A 17,324-nucleotide genomic window follows, 5' to 3' on the forward strand; every position below is an offset into this window, starting at 1 on the left:
TAATACCTTTTAACGATTACCTTATGATATTGTTAAAAGCTTTATAGACATGTTTCCACATACAGACAGCTTCACTTGATAGACTCAGCGATCAGTCGTTTCATGTCGAGGCAGTATCACTGCTTGTAAGATCTGAAAAATAAATTTGTGTAGCGCTCGCTGTAAAGTTTAAATGGAGGGTTATCGATGGTTATATTGGAATTTTATCAAGGTGATTATCAAAAGGATTTAGTCACGTTTGACTCTTTAGAAGAGGGGAGAGCGTTTGTAGCTCAAATCCCTGGGTATACTTTAGAAACAGAAGATGGGTTTGAAGTGGAGTATGTGAACCCAAAATACTTGTCGGATTATATGGAAATTGTCTTTAATGGAAATATTGTCCCTTTATCTAGATTTTTGTTTAATTCTGAAGAAAATGTGGACATTATTTGGAAAGAAATTTCGAATCTATCCGTTAAAAACGATAAAGTGATCGAAGGATATTCAAAAATCGACGCGTATGTCGTTAACAACGATGAAGTGAAAGCCTATGTCGAAGCAAGAGAAGCGAACTATCGCAAGGCAAAAGACTTCTTAGAACGCTGTGGATATGAAGCCGACAGAAGCTTTTTCGGAAGCGAAGACGGCGAAGCGATTCTCTACAGAAAACGTGGCGCTGAAGATTGGCACTTCTTGTGTCACTTAGACCCGCTGTTTGTAGAGATTGAAGATGTAGAAGGATATGTCAAAGAAGAGATTCAACCGTTAAACTAAAGAACGTTGCGAAGGCGTGGCGTGAGTTATATTTAAAAAGACTTCTATTTTGCTAGATGGTGGAATTAAGGAGAAATTTATGACCTTAAAACAAATTAAATTTAATCCTTTTAAACACTGGGAAATCATCAGCAACTTGTATAAGCAGTCCTTCACAAAGGAGGAGCGAATTCCCTTTTTTGGACTCTGGCTCTTATCATTGAGAAAAACGACTTTACATTGTGCCCTTGTCTCATTCGTGAATTAGGTAGGCGTTGACTTTGCTGTTATGAGACAAACAGGGCAACTAGTTCCATTCGACTATCAGGATATCTTTGACTCTTTTTCTTTTGGACTCGGAGATGTATCGATTCGTCCTATAAATCAATAGAATATACCTTACCAAAATTGTACTGAACTGAAATTGTTATCTAATTGAGTAAAGAACAAAAATTTTGTTCTATAATATAGATATTTTCTAGTACAACATGTGGAGACGGTATCACTGCTTGTACGAGCCTAGAAAATATGTAGAGGGAAAAGCCTTGATTGCAGGGCTTTTTATTGTAAGTCATTTTTATTTTTAGTTGAATACTTTTTCTTTTATATGTTAGAATGTATATACAAAATGTATTTACAAAAGGAGTTTTTAGTATGGCAAAGACACAAGCGGTAAATTTTCGAGCAGATTCGGTATTTTACCAAAAAACGAAAGACATCTTAGCAGACGAAAAAATTACGGTATCAGATGTTCTCAATGCAGCACTTAGAAAAATTGCCAATAGGACAGTTGATGCAAGAGAATTTGTTTCTAGTGATGTGCAGGATACGCAGTATCAAGTGGCTTTTGAGGATTTAAAGAAGGAAATTTTAATCGGGCATCAGGAAATTGCGCAAGGTAAAGTCACTTCTGTAGCAGATGTGAGAAAGGAATTTGGTCTTGACTAAGTTGAAACGCTATCAGGTTTTTCTTGCGGATCGAGCTAAGCAGGATATACGAGAAATTCACGACTATATCGTTATGAATTTTTATAGCCAACAATCTGCGGATGGGAAAGTCGATTTGATATTGACTGCTCTTGAAACCTTAGAAATATTTCCAGAAGCATGTCCACTTGTGTCTAGTAGAGGTTACGGTGAAATGACTGACGATGGGAAAACCTATCGTTATATGCCAATAGAGAACTATCTCGCATTTTATTATATTGAGAATCATACAGTATTTGTTGCTCGTATTCTAAGTGCAAAACAAGATTGGGTGAAGATTTTCTATAAGTAGATTTAAGAGTCGGATGGACATAGACTTTCAAGACAAGTATGGTATTGGCAATATGAGACATTTGGAAGGGTATCAAATATGAAATTTCATGAATTTGGTGATAAAAATTTGCCTCCCATTTTATTGATACACGGTGGCGGAAGTTCATGGTGGAATTATCTTAGACAAGCTCGTCTCCTGTCTCATAATTACCATGTCATTTTACCAACACTCAATGGTCATGGTGAAGAATACAAACTTGATTATGTTTCTACTGAAGATTCTGCTTTGGAGATTCTAGACTATATCAAATCAAACTGTGGTGGGAAATTGTTTGCGATTGGTGGTGTTTCACTTGGTGGTCAAATTTCCATGGAGCTTTTGTCTTTAGACAGTGAAATTGCTGAGAAGGCCATCATAGATGGAAGCCTCTGTATTCCTCAACCAAGGTTAGCTAAAATCAGCATCTTTCTAGTGTCTCTATTTGGTAAACTGATGTTCAATAAATTCTCTTGCAAACTTCAGTTAAGCATGATGAACAAACTCTATCCTAAACTGGCTTATCCAGAGGAAATAAAAGCTTATTATTTGGAGGATCTGCCAAGGACGCTTGTCAAAACAATGGTGACCATTTACAAAAACTATATGGGGCGTTACAAGCTGAAGGATACGATTTCTGCTAGCAAAGCTCAGGTTTTGTATATCTATGGTGAAAAAGAATTAAACTGTGTGAAAGTATCGGCGAAATTATTTCAGCAGCTACATCCAAATACGATTTTGTATGAAGTAAAGGGCTATAATCACGGCTATTTATCAGCTTACCTGCCTCAAGAGTGGGTTGATTTGGTGATACCATTTTTAAAGAGTGATTCATTTATAGTAAACTGAACCAAAAATAGTACATAATCTTCAACACGTTATAAAAACCTTGAAATCAGTATGTTTCAAGGTTTTAAGTACTCTTACGGATAGCATTGGGAACATCTAACTTTCTTGAGGAGTAAAGTTTGTTTCTCAATATAGTAATCGTTAAATTGTGTCAAAGCGTTATATGATATGATAATTCCAAATAGTCCTTTGGGCTTTTTATGGCATTGTGATATTCTCTAAGAATACGAGATTGCTTCAATAATTTACAAAGTTATGTGGATTTCTCATAGCTTTTTTACTTTCTTCCTTGACAATTGAGCAAGTGTTCAACTATAATGATAATAGTTGAGTGGTTGTTCAACTGAATCATCGATTATTGAGGTATGAGATGTAATTTTTCTTCTCTATCACCAGTAATGCAAGCTTTATTAGCTGGCTTATTCAACTGGTTTTGTACCCTTATCGGTGCTAGTTTGGTCTTTTTTGTCAAAACCATTCATCAAAAATTCATGGATATGATGATGGGCTTGGCAGCGGGCATTATGACGGCAGTGGCAGTCTGGCCTTTGCTTGTCCCTTCTTTGGACTATAGCCAGTCAATAGCTACGAACAGATTTTACTGGTTGACGACGGCTGTTGGTTCTATTGTCGGGGGCTTATTTATCCGCTTTATTAATTATTTGGTTCCCGACCTACATTTGAATCATCAGATGAGTGATAAGGAAGGGATTTTGAATCCCAAAAGACCCTTATCAAAGACCATGCTGCTTTATCTGGCGGTAGTGTTTCATAATATACCAGAGGGCTTAGCAGTTGGTGTGGCATTTGCTAGTGTGGCAAATCTCGCAACTAGACTTTCCTTTACGTGAATGAGTGCCCTTGGATTGGCCTTGGGAATTGGCATCCAAAATATTCGAGAAGGCTCTGCCTTGTCCTTGCCACTACGGGTAGAAGGGCGAAGTAGGAAATCAGCTTTCTACTATGGCGCCATGTCAGCGATTGTTGAGTCGATTGCAGCTGTTTTAGGGGCCTATGCTGTTATGTCTATGACCCAGCTACTACCTTATGCTCTCTTATTTGCGGCGGGAGCCATGATTTATGTTGCAGTGGAAGAACTTGTGCCAGGTGCTCAAGAGCACAAGAATACCGATATTGCGACAGGTGGGGTTATGGCCGGATTTCTAATCATGATGTTACTTGATACAACTTTAGTATAGGAGGAATAGAAAATATGTCACAGTGTTTAACAGCTTGTAATCCAGATTTAATTCAAGGGGTCCATGAGACGGAGTTTGATACCGTTACATTGCTAAATATGTCCAATTTTTTTAAGGCGATTTCTGACCCAACTCGTTTGCGGATTTTACAAGCAGTACGGCAAAATCCAATTTGTGTCGGAGACTTAGCGATTGCGTTACAGATGACCAAGTCTGCTATTTCTCACCAACTACGCTATCTGCGGGACTGCCAATTGGTCAAGGGGGAGAAAAAAGGAAGGATGACCTATTATGAACTTGCGGACGATCATGTCGCAGCAGTCTTGTCTTTGACACTGAAACATTTGAAAGAGGAAAAACATGAAGAAAGAGTATGAACTTCGAGGAATTGACTGTGGCAATTGTGCTGCTAAGATTGAACGTGCTGTCAATCAATTGGAGCAGGTAGAATCTGCCACTGTCAATCTGATAGCTCAAAAGCTGATTTTGGAAACAAAAAGCGAAGATGGGATAGATAAGGAAATTATTGACTTGGTGGATGCTATTGAACCTGGAATCGAAGTTATCAGTGAGAAAAAGGAAGAGGCACTTCCAGAAAAACGAGATTGGGCGAAAGAGCTGCTACTTGCTGTTATGATTCTATTTGCCTTCGGCTTTTTCCTGCCAGAGGAGTATTTCTGGATTCGTCTGGTCTATTATCTGACCCTATATATCATTATCGGCCATAAGGTTCTTATCAAGATGGTTCAAAATATTCAACGTGGTAATCTTTTTGATGAAAACTTTTTGATGAGTATCGCGACCTTAGGAGCCTTTCTCTTGGGAGAATTTCCAGAGGCAGTAGCCGTCATGCTTTTTTATCAGATTGGGGAGTATTTCCAAGATAAGGCCACCTCTCAATCTCGTCAGTCCATTGCACGATTGATGGATATTCGGTCGGATAAGGCTTGGAGACTAGAGGGGGGAGAAACCGTTCAAGTAGACCCTGAAACAGTAAGGGTTGCGGACCATATTTTAGTTAAGCCTGGGGAGAAGGTGCCCCTAGATGGTCTGGTCAGAGAAGGTCGTTCTATTCTGGATACGTCAGCCTTGACAGGAGAATCACTGCCTAGGGAAATTGGCGTTGGTGAGGACATTACAAGTGGTGTGATCAATTTGACTAGTCCATTGGTAATTGAAGTGAGCAAGACTTTTTCGCAATCAACGGTCAACAAAATTTTGGAATTAGTTGAAAATGCAAGCAATAAAAAAGCGGAGACGGAACGGATGATCACACGTTTTTCGCGTGTGTATACACCAGTGGTTGTCGGAATCGCTTTTCTGCTTGCAAGCCTGCCTCCCTTGCTTGGTTTAGGGGAGTGGTCGACTTGGCTTTATCGGGCACTTACCTTTTTAGTCATTTCTTGCCCTTGTGCTCTTGCGGTTTCGGTACCAATGAGTTTCTTTGGCGGGCTAGGGGGAGCATCTAAATTAGGTGTCTTAGTGAAAGGTGGGAATTATTTAGAGGCTCTTGCCAAGTTGGATACGGTCGTATTTGATAAGACGGGGACAATTACAAAAGGTATCTTTGCGGTGGATACCGTTGTCAACGCAGAAGGTGTCGAGGATGATATTCTGTACCTCGCTGCCCATCTGGAAAGCTATTCCAATCATCCAATCGCAAACTCTATTCGAACAGCCTATGGACAGGAAGTGGACGAGAATAGGGTGAGTCAGATTACCGAGCTACCAGGGCAGGGCATGTCCGGTAGGGTAGATGGCAGACAGCTCTATCTTGGGAATGCTAGATTAATGGAAGTTCAAGGGATTGCTTATCCAGCTATTGACAGCACAGGAACAGTTCTCTATTTGGCAGAGGACAGTCATTTTCTAGGCTATTTCCTTATCACAGACCAAGTGAAGGAGACGAGCATCGAGGCCTTGAAGGATTTACAGGCAGTCGGAATTAAAAAGACGGTTCTCCTTTCAGGCGATCGTCAGGCAGTGGTTGATGAATTTGCACAGCAATTTGCCTTTAATGATGCATTTGGAGATTGCTTGCCTCAGGATAAGGTGAGTACATTTGAGGAAATTCTGACTCAGTCTCAGCAGGCTGTTGCCTTTGTTGGAGATGGGGTGAATGATGCACCGGTTCTTGCTAGGGCAGATGTTGGTATTGCTATGGGAGGGCTAGGTTCGGACGCAGCCATTGAATCAGCAGATGTTGTACTGATGGATGATGACCTTGGAAAACTTCCTCAAGTCATTCGACTGGCAAAAAAGACAGTCAGAATAGCCCAACAAAACATGACCTTGGCTATTGTAGTTAAACTAATTTTCTTGGTTCTAAGTGGATTGGGAATTTCTAATATGTGGGAGGCCATCTTTGCAGATGTTGGTGTAACGCTACTAGCAGTATGGAATGCATTGAGGGTCTTGAGGATAGATACCTCCACTTTGTCAAAGTAAGTGAACTGATGTTAGTATGATTTTATGGACACGTTTTGGTAGAATAGTATCTAACCAAAGGAGATGTCCAAATGAGCCAAAAATATACCAAAGAGTTCAAGGAAACTAGTGTTCAATTACATGAAGCAGGACACGTGGAGTGTGTAGCTTTGCTTCTACGAGCTGATTAAACAAGGATTTAGCAAGTGAAAGTCCTAAAGTAAGGAGTCTAAACATGAAATTCCATGAATTTGGGGATAAGAATTTGCCTTCTATCTTACTGATACATGGTGGTGGCAGTTCTTGGTGGAATTATCTTCGTCAAGCACGAATCTTGTCAGAAGAATACCGTGTTATTCTACCCACTTTGAATGGCCACGGCGAGGAATATCAACTTGATTATGTTTCTACTGAAGATTCTGCTTTGGAGATTCTAGACTATATCAAAGCAAACTGTGGTGGGAAATTGTTAGCAATCGGTGGTGTTTCACTTGGTGGTCAAATTGCCATGGAGCTTTTGTCTTTAGACAGTGAAATTGCTGAGAAGGCCATCATAGACGGAAGCCTCTGTATTCCTCAACCAAGGTTAGCTAAAATCAGCATCTTTCTAGTGTCTCTATTTGGTAAACTGATGTTTAGTAAATCCTCTTGTAAATTTCAGTTAAGCTTAATGAATAAATTCTATCCCCAATTAGCTTACCCAGACGAGATAAAAAATTATTATATGGAGGATCTGCCAAGGACACCTATCAAGACATTAGTGACCATCTATAAAACTTATATGGGGCATTATAAGTTGAATAGTAGGATTTCTAAAAGTAAGGCGCAGGTTCTCTATATTTATGGTAAAAAAGAATTGAAATGTGTTAAGGAATCAGCTAGATTATTTCAACAGTTGCACCCCGATACTATCTTGTATGAAGCAAAGGGCTATAACCACGGCTATTTATCAGCCTATCTACCTCAAGAGTGGATTAAGTTGGTTGTTCCATTTTTGGAGAATAACGATTGATTACACTTTATTAATTTAGAAAGCAGAGTTTCATGGAAGTCAAAGAATATAATCCCCTCAATTCCTTAAAAAAGATAGCAGATAACCTATGGATTGTGGATGGGGAAGAAGTACTGATGGATTTCAAATTCTTCAAAGTGCCTTTTTCAACTAGAATGACAGTTATCCGTCTACAGAATGGTGATATTTGGGTGCATTCACCGATTAAGCCTAGTGACAATTTGCTTTTTGAAATTAAGCAATTGGGTGAGGTAAAACACCTTATTGCTCCCAATGTCTTACATTATAGTTATATAAATGAGTGGCATCAACTATTTCCTGAAGCAAAAGTCTGGCTAGCTAGTGGTGTTCAAAAGCGTGCCAGAAAATCGGGAATGAATTTAGATTATGGCCAGGAATTAAGCAAGGCCAATTGGAACGAAGAAATTCTTTTTACAACATTTGAGGGAAGTTTTTATGTAAAAGAGGTTGTTTTTTTCCATAATGAAAGTTCAACTCTGATTTTAACGGATCTTATTGAAAACATAGAAACTGAGAGTGTATCGATTTTTGAAAAGGTACTGTTTAAAATAGGCGATAATCACTATCCAAATGGTAAAACACCAAGAGATTTAAGAATAAGTTTCTTATTTGGTAAAAAACAAGCTTTGAGGAGTTATCACAAAATAAAGAAATGGGAACCTAAGAATATTATTATTTCTCATGGACCGTGTATGATTGGACAAGCAAAAGAGATGTTAAACCAAGCGTTCTTTTGGCTAGAGAAATAGGGTTCTGTGGTTAAGGGAACTTGTCGAAAGACAAATACGAATACTTCGACCTTTGTATTTAAAAGTTGCATTCATTCGCTACACAAAAAATCACCCCACAAGCTACAACTTGTGGGGCATTTTCTTATATTAGTTCTTCACTTACAAAATAACGTCTGTTTTTTCAACTTTATAGAGGGCAATTCCCATGATTAGGGTCAAGACAAGAAGAATTAAAACAGCAGGGGTCCAAGAGTTAAAGAGTTGTTTGCTTGAACCGAACAAAACTGGACCAAGGGCAGCAAAGATATAGCCTCCGGTTTGGGCTAAACCTGATAGTTGGGCTGTTTTTTCAGGCGTGCTAGCCTTCATTGAAAAGGCAACCATCATGTAAGGGAATAGGACACTAGCAGAACTTCCGATTAAGAGGTTAAGGACTAACCAATACACAAAGCTGTCTGTATTGATTAGAAGCATGGAAACTCCGATGAGTCCTGCTAGGACGGTAGCCACTAGCATCAAATGGCGGTTACGATCAGAAAGTTTAGTGATTAGGCTAGGAACGATCATAGAGAATGGAATACTCGTCAGTGTGAAAACGGAAGCTAGAATTCCGGCATTGGCATCACCAACACCGGCTTGTGTAGCCATGGTTGGGAGCCAAGTGATAGTGGTATAGAAGAAGAGTGATTGTAATCCACCGAAAATCATGATAGCCCAGACCTTGCCACTCTTATACCAACTGCCTGAATTTTCGCTGGTAGACGTTTCTTGTTCTAAGTAATGATTGTGACGGACATTAGGAAGCCAAACTACAAGAGCTAAGGCACAGACCGCGGTCAATACCCAGACCAAACCTTGCCATGAGGTTGCCTTAGTGATTGGAACGGCAACTGATGAAGCTACGGCTGTGGATAATCCCATGGCTGTAATGTAGAGTGTGGTTAAGAATCCTAACTGATTTGGCTCGTTAGCCTGAATTAGGCTTGGGAGAAGGACGTTGATAAAGGCAATTCCAGCTCCGACTAACAGCGTTCCCACATAAAGAAGAGGGAGATTAAGGGTACGCAAAGCAGAACCAAGTGTCATCACAATTAAAACACCGAGGAAGAGTCTTTCTATACCAAAGCGTTTGGCCCAGCTAGCCGCAAAAGGTGAGAATATCGCAAAGGTCAAGAGAGGGAGACTTGTCAAGAGACCGAGAGAACTGACCTCAACGCCTAGACCAGAAGCAATGTCTGATAAGACCGTAGACAAGGTTGTGAACGGGGCCCGCAAAACGATCCCTAGAAGAAGGATTCCAGGGATTAGAAAATGTGAATGTTTCTGTTTCATAAAGCGTCTCCATGTTTAATAAGGGTATTTTAATTTTTAAGAATATGACACTAATGCGTCACTTCCATCTTACCATAAATGAAGGGGGTGATGAAAGCGATTACGTTGGATTGTCAAGAAAGAATTTTTAGTTTTATAATCCTATTCTGCTGATTATCAAATAGCATAATCTGATTTTTAAAAGACCGAACATGTAGTCCAGCCTCTTTTCAATGTCGTCTTAAATTTCATACCCCATAAGGAGTCCGCCTTCTTCAGCATAAAAGCTACAGAGTCCAGAAGTAGGAAGGACTTCGATGCTTGCTTGGGCAAATTTTTCACGAACCAATTCAGAGAATTGCTCGATAAATTTTTCATTGTTGCGGTGGGCAATCGTAATGTGGCCTCCAGCATAACCAGCCTTGAGGAGTTCATCAAAGGCAGCTTTGATGGCTTTCTTTTGACCTCTGGCTTTTTGAAGCAATTCAAGAGTACCTGTCTTACTAGCTTCACCGACCATACGGATATTGAGGAGTCCAACAACGGTGCCAACTAGTTTACTTAGACGACCATTCTTCACCAAATTATCAACTTTGGCTAAAACAAAGAGCAACTTAGTCTTGGCTTGATAAGCTGTGATGCCATCAACGACTTGGTCAAAATCAAGGCCTTCAGCGACTAAGTGATTGAGTTTACGAACGATAAGGTCGACCTCGCCACCAGCTGACAGGCTATCAATCACGTGAATCTTAGTATCAGGATGCTCTTCCAGATAAATTTTCTTAGCGATTTCAGCACTATTGTAGCTACCAGAAAGGGTTCCAGTAATCGTCACGACGACGATATTGTTCGCTCCTTCAAAGGATTTCATATAATCATCAGGACTCGGACAGGCAGACTTAGAAGCAGTCGTAGTCGCATACATTTCCTCCATCATTTGATCAATATTGAGTTGGGCATCATCCCTGTAAATGGTCTCGCCCACTTGGATAGTCAAAGGAACACTGACAAACTCCGTATCTGGTGCCAGATTATCCAAAGAACGGTAGTCACAGCCTGAATCCGCAATAATTTTCCATTTCATAGGTTACACCTCATATCTGCATAATGTACATTGACAAGTTATTTGTCTTCTTTTACAATTTTATCATGAAGTGCATTGCTATCAAAGCAGATCTCATCAGGTGTGACAGATAGAAAGTGAATGTTATGGCAGAAAGAAAAATCTCAGAGAAATCCTTGGAAAATCTCAAACGATTTAACCAAGAAAACAAAGCAATTACACGAGAATCCATCGAAATTTCTCTCCTGCAATTGTTGGAGAAAAAAGACTTTAAAAAGATTACCATATCGGAACTTGTTGAACGTGCGGGTGTATCTCGTGCTGCCTTTTATCGCAATTATGGTTCTAAGGAAGAAATTTTGAAATCTATTTTTGAGTCTAGCATTGCAAAGATTACTAAGTCCTTGGACGGCTATAATCTCAAGACGGATCTTTACCAAGTCTGGGTTTATCTCCTTAAGGAAGTCAAAAAAGAAGCCAAAATCATCAGTCTTGCCATTGATTATAATTTTGAGCAGGTATTGACCAAGGCAGTTTATGATTTTTTGGAAAAACGAAATGGTAGCTCATCAAATGGTGCTGGTAGCTACTTCAATTCCTTCTGGAGCTCGGCTATTGTTTCAGTGATTTCCAAATGGGTCAAGGATGGTATGAAGACCCCAGCTGAAAAGATTGCCAAACTTGGTCTCCCGCTTTTTCCACAAAAGAAGAAGTAGTAATCGCTGAGAGGCGGTTTTTAAGTAAACTGCACCTTTCTATTACTAGTTCAAATGAATAGATAGAACTGTGCACAGATTATACAAAGGACAAGAACGATGATCGAAGAACGAATTCTTGCTGCTAAGCAGTATGTTAAAACCTTATTTGCTGATCGAGCGGATGGCCATGATGTGGCGCATACCCTTCGCGTCTATACCAATGCTATGAAAATCGCACAAGCAGAAGGTCTATGTGATCTGGAGATAGTGGGCTTGTCAGCTCTTCTTCACGATGCTGATGATTATAAATTGTTTCAAACAGAGAATAATGCGAATGCTCGCATGTTTCTAGAAGAGATTGGTGCTCCTAAAAAGCAAATCGACCAGATTTGTCGGGTTATCAATGCTGTTTCTTTCAGCAAAAATCGCGGTAAACATCCAGAATCGTTAGAAGGCAAGATTGTCCAGGATGCAGACCGCCTGGATGCGATAGGAGCTGTAGGAATTGCGCGAACTTTTTCCTATGGTGGCCACAAAGGGAGACCCCTTACTGATACCGTCCAACATTTCCACGATAAGTTGCTCCTCTTAAAAGATGAAATGAACACGGAGACTGCCAAACAAATGGCAGAAAGTCGCCATCAATTTTTAATCACCTTTCTAAAAGAACTAGAGAAGGAATTGGACTGAGTGAAATATTGAAATTAACTTTTATAAAAGACTTATTTGAAAGGAAGATATGCTAAATCAACTAATAAAGAAACCTATTTTAAGTTGTTCAATGATATTTGTTATCTGCTCAGTAGCAAGGCTAATCGAATACTTCTATATGAGGACGGATGAGACCTTCTTATCTGAGAATTTTCTACATAAGCTTTTTGGAATTCTTCTACTGTGGGGAGTCCTTTCAATTTGTAAATTAAGATGGAAAGATATTGGTTTCAGTTCTGACGGAATAGTGAGTGGTATAGGGAAGGGGCTACTCTTTGGCTTAGTGTGTTCCGTCTTTGCATATACAGTTGAGTGCATTGTTCTCTTGTTTCTTCATGGCAATGTTCACTTATCGTTTTACGCCAGGCCAGTGGTTTTTCCTTAACAAACGAAAAAGTATCTCAAGCAGGAATCTTACTTATTCTCTCAAGTGTGTTGTTTAACCTGATAAACGTATGGATGGAAGAAGGAGTTTTTCGTGGCCTTTTCACAAAAATTCTTGAAGGGCTTTCTTACCGCAAGAGTCTATTCTTTATAGCCTTCCTATTTGGAATATGGCATTTGGTAATGCCGTTTAGAGATTTTCTTCAAGGAGAATCTTCCCTCACAAATCTTATTGTTATGGGAATTGGTTATGTCATCCTAGCGGGAATGATGAGCATTAAATGGTCCTTACTCTACAAAATGACAGGTTCCTTATGGTTTGGGTTAGGAGATCATTTTTTCAACAATCTTGCTTCGAATCTAGTTCATGTGGTTTCAAATTCTGAAGCAGATAGTTTGCAGATTGTGAGAATCCTTCTATGGCAATTGCTATCATTTGCTATAGTGTTATGGGGTTATCAAAAGAAAAACTGAAAGTCAATCCCCTTGCTACTACAACTAATTGGAGGTTCAGTATGCCAATATATGAATTTTGTGCAGAGAATGTGACTTACTTAGAAAAAGCTTTTCAAGCCGGTGCTCAACGCGTGGAGTTGTGTGATAATCTGGCTGTTGGAGGCACGACACCTTCTTATGGTGTCATAAAGGCGGCTGTTGAGTTGGCCAAGGATTATCAGGCTAAGGTGATTGTGATGATTCGTCCACGAGGGGGCGACTTTGTCTATAGCCAGCAGGAATTAGCTATCATGCTAGAAGATATCAAGTGTGCGCGTGAGTTGGGTGTTGACGGCTTTGCACTAGGTGCCCTGACTTCAGAAAACCAACTCGATACAGAAGCTCTAAAGACCTTGCTAGATGCTGGTCGAGGCTTAGAGGTCACCATGCATATGGCCTTTGACCAAATCCCTAAAGCAGCTCAGCCTAGTGCTATTCAGTGGCTTAAGGACCACGGTGTGACGCGTCTTCTCACCCGTGCTGGAACTCCTGAGACTGCTCTAGACTCACGCTTGCAAGCCTATACAGAATTGGTTCAGCTAGCAGACGGTCAGTTAGATATTTTAGCAGGAGGTGGTATCTCCGTGGCTAATCGTGACCAATTTCTTGCCATACCTGGTCTTAAGCAAGTTCATGGAACACGTGTCGTCTTTTAGATTTACAATGGAACCAGCTTCTTGGCTCGGTTTCTTTTGATTTTTGTGTAATGCGAGGCACTTTGCTTTTCTAGTCATTCTTTGGTAAGCTATTACTATAGCATTAAAAAAATTGGGGGATGTATGTTAGATAATTTGTTAAAAAAGAACCCTGTCTTGGGTGTCATTATTTATCCGTTATTAGGGCTAGGAGCTATTTGGCTTGGTCACTATTACTCACAGAGCCTTTCGCTATTGGAAAAAACGGGTGGTCAGATCAAGGTTAATACTTTTGTTTACATTGCCTATCAATTAGGTGGGACCAAACTCGTCATGGGGTTCTTTATTCTTTTAGCGCTTTTCTTTTTCTATCTGGGCTATACTTACTTTAAAAAACTTGGCAATACTCAGAAATAAGAACCAAGTTTATACACTAACTGCGGCTACTTGCTTGCAGTTTTTTCTTTTCTACAAGTCAACTAGAATCCCTAATTTATGCTAAAATGGAATTATTACGCTTCAAAAAGGAGATGAGATGAAAGCAGAAGAATGGTTAACCTATTTTATAAAGATTTATGGACGTCGCCCAAAGATGACAGAGGTCGACGAGGCGATACAAAATGGTAGTCTCTTGGCCAATCGAGCAGAAGTAGAGAGCTTATTGTTAGCATCTAAGAAGAGCTTTTGGCAAACCTTAAGTCAGTATGTTGTGACTCATAAGGTCGCAGCGTCAGTTCTTGCAGTTTCTTGTATGACGCTTCTTGGTGGTGGTGCCATTTTTGCTTGGCATTCTCATCATTCACAAGCGCAACAGACGTCATCCCTTGCGGTCTCTTCGTCAAGCAGTCAGACTGGTCAAACGTCTTCCTCAGACAAGTCTAAACAATCGAGTTCCAGAGCTTCTGACTCGTCTTCAAACTCTAGTTCTCAAAGTCAGAATGCCTCATCAGAAGCCAAAACGCCTGCCATGGATGTAGATGCTATTCGAAATGGTGATTTTTCAAGCATCGAAGGTGACTGGGTTTCTGACGGTGGTCATGTTGTGACCATTACCAAGTCAGGGCTCACAAAGTCTGAAGAGACAGGAAGTACTGATGGCAAGACTGTCGTTAAAGATTTCAACGGTCAGCCTATGTTTTATTTTGCGGACAATGGTCCAGGGCATGGGGTCAATCCTTTTGTGCCTGTGCCAGCCAATCAAGCAGCACCGTCTCCGGACAATTCTGTCAAGGACACAGATCGTTTGGTTCAAATTCCAGAGTCTGCGGGGCCAGGGGTGGTTTACACGTCTTATTACAGAGTGAAAAGTAAGAGCCAGTCCAGCCAGACTAGCCCAACCAATACGACAGCCCTTTGGAATAGTGACAAGGCTGCCAAGCTCGCAAGTTACATGGTGGAGTTTGGGCACAAGATGAATCAAGAAAGTTATAGAAGGCTAACACCTAACGGAAGTGACGATTTCTTTGGTGCCATGTCTTTTGCTAAAAATAACCGCATTATTGTAGGTGAAAAGACTGAACAAAATGCTCCAATGACCAACCAACAAAAGGTAGACGTTGCCTTTTCTGACGATGGTACAGGGACAGCCGACTATATCATTGTAGACAGCTACGGGTATTCAGGTTCTGCCATGATTCTCTACCATTTCACCATCCATAAAGGTCAACCGGTGGTCCTAGTTTCCATGCAAAATCAGGGGAATACTGAGAACATGTATTACATGTACCCTACCAATAATAAGGACATCCAAGAAGCCTTTGCCAATATTGTGAATGACAAGTGATGGTTTGAGAGGTTTGAAAGAAAAATTTTACATCTTAAAAATACAATATAAGTGAACAAAAGATTTTCTATGTTCCAAATCTGTTTACTTACTATTTAAATTATATAAAAGGGCCAGCCTAAAGTTTAGACTGGCTTTTCCTATTATAAAATAACTTAGTTATTCATCTTTTCGCTTTTCTGTCATCAGAGCTAATGGAGTACATATCAATACAATGGTTGCTCCTACAATAAATACATTATCAAATGCCCTGCTTAACTGCTCATTTTTTTCTTTAACAATGACTTTAAGAGCAGATGCTAATTCATCCTTTTGAGCTAATAATTTAATAGCTGTACCAACTTTAGCTTGTCCTCCAGAGATAGTTTTCAAACTAGTTGATAACTGTGGGACACTTGAACTAACAGTTTCAACTCCATTGATTAATAACTGATTTGCATCATAAATCTTTCTATAATTACTCCCCTTTTTAGGTTCTGGAAGATTATCTGTTTTTTGAGCAGCTATTTTGATTGCCTCAACCATATTACTTTGTTTGGTTGAAATACTATTACTTTTCTTAGTCGTGTCGAAAGTTTTTGAAATTTCCTTCTTAGCAACTTTTTTTACGTCTGTTGATAAAACCCATTTTTCAATTTGGTTATACGCTGTTTCCTTAATTTGTGTTTTAGCAATATTGACATTACTATTTAAAATGGTAACGAGAAGAGCCATACCAATGGCCTGTCCAATATATCTAGAAGCATTAACGATACCTGACCCAATTCCAGCCTTATTAATTGGTAAATATTTTACTGATGATGTTAAGGACATTGCCATAAATCCTAGTCCTAAACCAATAATTACATTACAACAAACAATGAGGCTTTGTGAGGTATTATACTGAATAAGACTAAGCATAAATAATCCACCTGCTGTAATAACCAAACCGGTACTAATGAGCAATCTTGCACTAATTTTTTGGTACATCTTAGTTGCTAACAGCATACCTACTACGATAGCTAAAGATGTGGGAATAATAAGATATGCTGAATGCAAAGCAGAATAGTTGCGAACATTTTGCAAGAAATAGTTTAAGATCAATGAAGGTACGATAATCGCAAATCCAAAAATCATATAAATAATACTTGAAGATGTAAATGTACTTTCCTTGAATAAATTTAAGTCAATGATAGGTGATTTTACTCTTCTTTCGGTTAAAAAAAAGAAAAATAGGCCTACAACACTAATAATAAAACTAGCTATGATGGTTTGTGATGCCCAACCATACTCGTGACCTTCTAATAAACCAAATATAAGTCCACCTAAAGTACAAGTAAGAAAAATAATACCTAGCCAGTCAATATTCTTTAAAATTTTTAAATCATATGATTCTTTTGTCCCTACTAGGATCATCAAGAATGCAAAGATAGCGATTGGAACATTAATACCAAAAATCCAATGATATGTTGTCCAATGGACAATTAAACCACCAATTACCGGTCCCCCCGCTGCAGCTAAGGCACTGAAGGTCCCCATAATAGCAGTAATACGGCTGGTATTCTCTTTTCCAAGTAGTTCAATTCCCATGGGGAGAACAATTGGAGTTAATATGGCACCTCCAATTCCTTGGAAGAACCGAAAAATAATTAAGAGTAATAAAGAATCAGCCACCATACATGCGAATGAGAAGATGCCAAATATGACTACACCAATTAGCATAACCAATTTTCTACCGTAGATATCAGCGAGTTTTGAAACAGTAATAATAAATACAGACATTGCTAAAACATAGATTGTTGCTACCCAACTTGTATCAGTCAATCCTGTATGTAAGTCTTCCATAATATTTGGTAGGGCGATATTAACAATCGTGGCATCTAAAGCTCCCATAAAGAGTGCTAAAACTAGACCTATAAATCCTAGAATTTTTCTTGATTTTGTCATTAAATTCTATTCCCTTCATTAATTATTTTGTTAAATGATTAATGATGCAT

The 17,324-nt window shown here is 39.4% G+C and carries 17 protein-coding genes and 1 pseudogene; 15 read left to right on the top strand and 3 right to left on the bottom strand.

Annotation, left to right across the window (positions count from 1 at the left end):
• The first annotated feature begins 186 nt into the window (after window positions 1–186).
• The 9 genes and pseudogenes from PCY16_RS01190 to PCY16_RS01230 all read left to right on the top strand — a co-directional run bounded on the left by PCY16_RS01190 (window position 187) and on the right by PCY16_RS01230 (window position 8,286).
• Window positions 187–753, top strand: a complete 567-nt coding sequence (locus PCY16_RS01190) for a hypothetical protein (protein WP_070439270.1) — start codon at window positions 187–189, stop codon at window positions 751–753.
• Between the two features lie 633 nt (window positions 754–1,386).
• The gene (locus PCY16_RS01195) at window positions 1,387–1,680 is read left to right on the top strand and encodes a hypothetical protein (protein ID WP_004182883.1); all 294 of its coding nucleotides are present in this window, start codon (window positions 1,387–1,389) and stop codon (window positions 1,678–1,680) included.
• Window positions 1,673–2,011 carry a type II toxin-antitoxin system RelE/ParE family toxin gene (locus PCY16_RS01200; protein WP_004182882.1) on the top strand — a complete coding sequence of 113 codons (339 nt, stop codon included), beginning with the start codon at window positions 1,673–1,675 and terminating at the stop codon, window positions 2,009–2,011. The genes PCY16_RS01195 and PCY16_RS01200 overlap by 8 nt, the downstream gene beginning before the upstream one ends.
• Before the next feature lie 78 nt (window positions 2,012–2,089).
• Window positions 2,090–2,878, top strand: coding sequence for an alpha/beta hydrolase (locus PCY16_RS01205; RefSeq protein ID WP_004182881.1), 789 nt, complete (start codon window positions 2,090–2,092; stop codon window positions 2,876–2,878).
• A gap of 365 nt (window positions 2,879–3,243) precedes the next feature.
• Window positions 3,244–4,077, top strand: a pseudogene (locus PCY16_RS01210) (ZIP family metal transporter).
• Window positions 4,078–4,091: 14 nt separating this feature from the next.
• The gene (locus tag PCY16_RS01215; RefSeq protein ID WP_002890511.1) at window positions 4,092–4,454 is read left to right on the top strand and encodes a metalloregulator ArsR/SmtB family transcription factor; all 363 of its coding nucleotides are present in this window, start codon (window positions 4,092–4,094) and stop codon (window positions 4,452–4,454) included.
• Window positions 4,438–6,525 (top strand): heavy metal translocating P-type ATPase, encoded by a 2,088-nt coding sequence (locus PCY16_RS01220; RefSeq protein WP_002890512.1) that lies wholly within the window; start codon window positions 4,438–4,440, stop codon window positions 6,523–6,525. The genes PCY16_RS01215 and PCY16_RS01220 overlap by 17 nt, the downstream gene beginning before the upstream one ends.
• Before the next feature lie 214 nt (window positions 6,526–6,739).
• Window positions 6,740–7,516, top strand: a complete 777-nt coding sequence (locus PCY16_RS01225; RefSeq protein ID WP_155222278.1) for an alpha/beta hydrolase — start codon at window positions 6,740–6,742, stop codon at window positions 7,514–7,516.
• Between the two features lie 32 nt (window positions 7,517–7,548).
• Window positions 7,549–8,286: a DUF4336 domain-containing protein gene (locus PCY16_RS01230; protein WP_155222277.1), complete on the top strand. Its 738-nt coding sequence runs from the start codon at window positions 7,549–7,551 to the stop codon at window positions 8,284–8,286.
• A gap of 141 nt (window positions 8,287–8,427) precedes the next feature.
• On the opposite strand, the gene PCY16_RS01235 is transcribed toward PCY16_RS01230, so the two are convergent.
• Together PCY16_RS01235 and PCY16_RS01240 are read right to left on the bottom strand one after the other, a co-directional pair.
• Window positions 8,428–9,600: an MFS transporter gene (locus PCY16_RS01235; RefSeq protein ID WP_129852076.1), complete on the bottom strand. Its 1,173-nt coding sequence runs from the start codon at window positions 9,598–9,600 to the stop codon at window positions 8,428–8,430.
• A 220-nt stretch (window positions 9,601–9,820) separates the two neighbouring features.
• Complete coding sequence (locus tag PCY16_RS01240; protein ID WP_070574838.1) at window positions 9,821–10,663, bottom strand: DegV family protein; 843 nt, start codon at window positions 10,661–10,663, stop codon at window positions 9,821–9,823.
• 125 nt (window positions 10,664–10,788) lie between these two features.
• Between PCY16_RS01240 and PCY16_RS01245 the strand changes: the two genes are divergently transcribed.
• The 6 genes from PCY16_RS01245 to PCY16_RS01270 all read left to right on the top strand — a co-directional run bounded on the left by PCY16_RS01245 (window position 10,789) and on the right by PCY16_RS01270 (window position 15,348).
• Window positions 10,789–11,358, top strand: coding sequence for a TetR/AcrR family transcriptional regulator (locus PCY16_RS01245; RefSeq protein WP_084870009.1), 570 nt, complete (start codon window positions 10,789–10,791; stop codon window positions 11,356–11,358).
• Between the two features lie 99 nt (window positions 11,359–11,457).
• Window positions 11,458–12,030, top strand: coding sequence for an HD domain-containing protein (locus PCY16_RS01250; protein WP_195413821.1), 573 nt, complete (start codon window positions 11,458–11,460; stop codon window positions 12,028–12,030).
• Window positions 12,031–12,510: 480 nt separating this feature from the next.
• Window positions 12,511–12,909, top strand: a complete 399-nt coding sequence (locus tag PCY16_RS01255) for a CPBP family intramembrane glutamic endopeptidase (protein WP_229056652.1) — start codon at window positions 12,511–12,513, stop codon at window positions 12,907–12,909.
• Window positions 12,910–12,950: 41 nt separating this feature from the next.
• A complete protein-coding gene (locus tag PCY16_RS01260; RefSeq protein ID WP_301353269.1) occupies window positions 12,951–13,586 on the top strand; it encodes a copper homeostasis protein CutC in 636 nt (211 codons plus the stop codon).
• Between the two features lie 123 nt (window positions 13,587–13,709).
• Complete coding sequence (locus PCY16_RS01265) at window positions 13,710–13,982, top strand: hypothetical protein (RefSeq protein WP_195413819.1); 273 nt, start codon at window positions 13,710–13,712, stop codon at window positions 13,980–13,982.
• Between the two features lie 118 nt (window positions 13,983–14,100).
• Window positions 14,101–15,348 carry a DUF4767 domain-containing protein gene (locus PCY16_RS01270; RefSeq protein ID WP_195413818.1) on the top strand — a complete coding sequence of 416 codons (1,248 nt, stop codon included), beginning with the start codon at window positions 14,101–14,103 and terminating at the stop codon, window positions 15,346–15,348.
• 159 nt (window positions 15,349–15,507) lie between these two features.
• Here PCY16_RS01270 and PCY16_RS01275 read toward each other — a convergent pair whose 3' ends face one another.
• Window positions 15,508–17,274 carry a DHA2 family efflux MFS transporter permease subunit gene (locus PCY16_RS01275; RefSeq protein WP_195413817.1) on the bottom strand — a complete coding sequence of 589 codons (1,767 nt, stop codon included), beginning with the start codon at window positions 17,272–17,274 and terminating at the stop codon, window positions 15,508–15,510.
• Between the last annotated feature and the right edge of the window lie 50 nt (window positions 17,275–17,324).

The sequence above is a fragment of the Streptococcus sp. SS4 genome (assembly GCF_030440125.1).
Lineage (GTDB): Bacteria > Bacillota > Bacilli > Lactobacillales > Streptococcaceae > Streptococcus.

What these genes read in the sequence shown, in the direction of transcription:
- PCY16_RS01275 (WP_195413817.1), bottom strand. Translation starts at nt 17,274, where the DNA reads ATGACAAAATCAAGAAAAATTCTAGGATTTATAGGTCTAGTTTTAGCA.
- PCY16_RS01205 (WP_004182881.1), top strand. Translation starts at nt 2,090, where the DNA reads ATGAAATTTCATGAATTTGGTGATAAAAATTTGCCTCCCATTTTATTG.
- PCY16_RS01225 (WP_155222278.1), top strand. Translation starts at nt 6,740, where the DNA reads ATGAAATTCCATGAATTTGGGGATAAGAATTTGCCTTCTATCTTACTG.
- PCY16_RS01195 (WP_004182883.1), top strand. Translation starts at nt 1,387, where the DNA reads ATGGCAAAGACACAAGCGGTAAATTTTCGAGCAGATTCGGTATTTTAC.
- PCY16_RS01190 (WP_070439270.1), top strand. Translation starts at nt 187, where the DNA reads ATGGTTATATTGGAATTTTATCAAGGTGATTATCAAAAGGATTTAGTC.
- PCY16_RS01220 (WP_002890512.1), top strand. Translation starts at nt 4,438, where the DNA reads ATGAAGAAAGAGTATGAACTTCGAGGAATTGACTGTGGCAATTGTGCT.
- PCY16_RS01270 (WP_195413818.1), top strand. Translation starts at nt 14,101, where the DNA reads ATGAAAGCAGAAGAATGGTTAACCTATTTTATAAAGATTTATGGACGT.
- PCY16_RS01250 (WP_195413821.1), top strand. Translation starts at nt 11,458, where the DNA reads ATGATCGAAGAACGAATTCTTGCTGCTAAGCAGTATGTTAAAACCTTA.
- PCY16_RS01235 (WP_129852076.1), bottom strand. Translation starts at nt 9,600, where the DNA reads ATGAAACAGAAACATTCACATTTTCTAATCCCTGGAATCCTTCTTCTA.
- PCY16_RS01255 (WP_229056652.1), top strand. Translation starts at nt 12,511, where the DNA reads ATGGAAGAAGGAGTTTTTCGTGGCCTTTTCACAAAAATTCTTGAAGGG.
- PCY16_RS01215 (WP_002890511.1), top strand. Translation starts at nt 4,092, where the DNA reads ATGTCACAGTGTTTAACAGCTTGTAATCCAGATTTAATTCAAGGGGTC.
- PCY16_RS01265 (WP_195413819.1), top strand. Translation starts at nt 13,710, where the DNA reads ATGTTAGATAATTTGTTAAAAAAGAACCCTGTCTTGGGTGTCATTATT.
- PCY16_RS01230 (WP_155222277.1), top strand. Translation starts at nt 7,549, where the DNA reads ATGGAAGTCAAAGAATATAATCCCCTCAATTCCTTAAAAAAGATAGCA.
- PCY16_RS01245 (WP_084870009.1), top strand. Translation starts at nt 10,789, where the DNA reads ATGGCAGAAAGAAAAATCTCAGAGAAATCCTTGGAAAATCTCAAACGA.
- PCY16_RS01260 (WP_301353269.1), top strand. Translation starts at nt 12,951, where the DNA reads ATGCCAATATATGAATTTTGTGCAGAGAATGTGACTTACTTAGAAAAA.
- PCY16_RS01240 (WP_070574838.1), bottom strand. Translation starts at nt 10,663, where the DNA reads ATGAAATGGAAAATTATTGCGGATTCAGGCTGTGACTACCGTTCTTTG.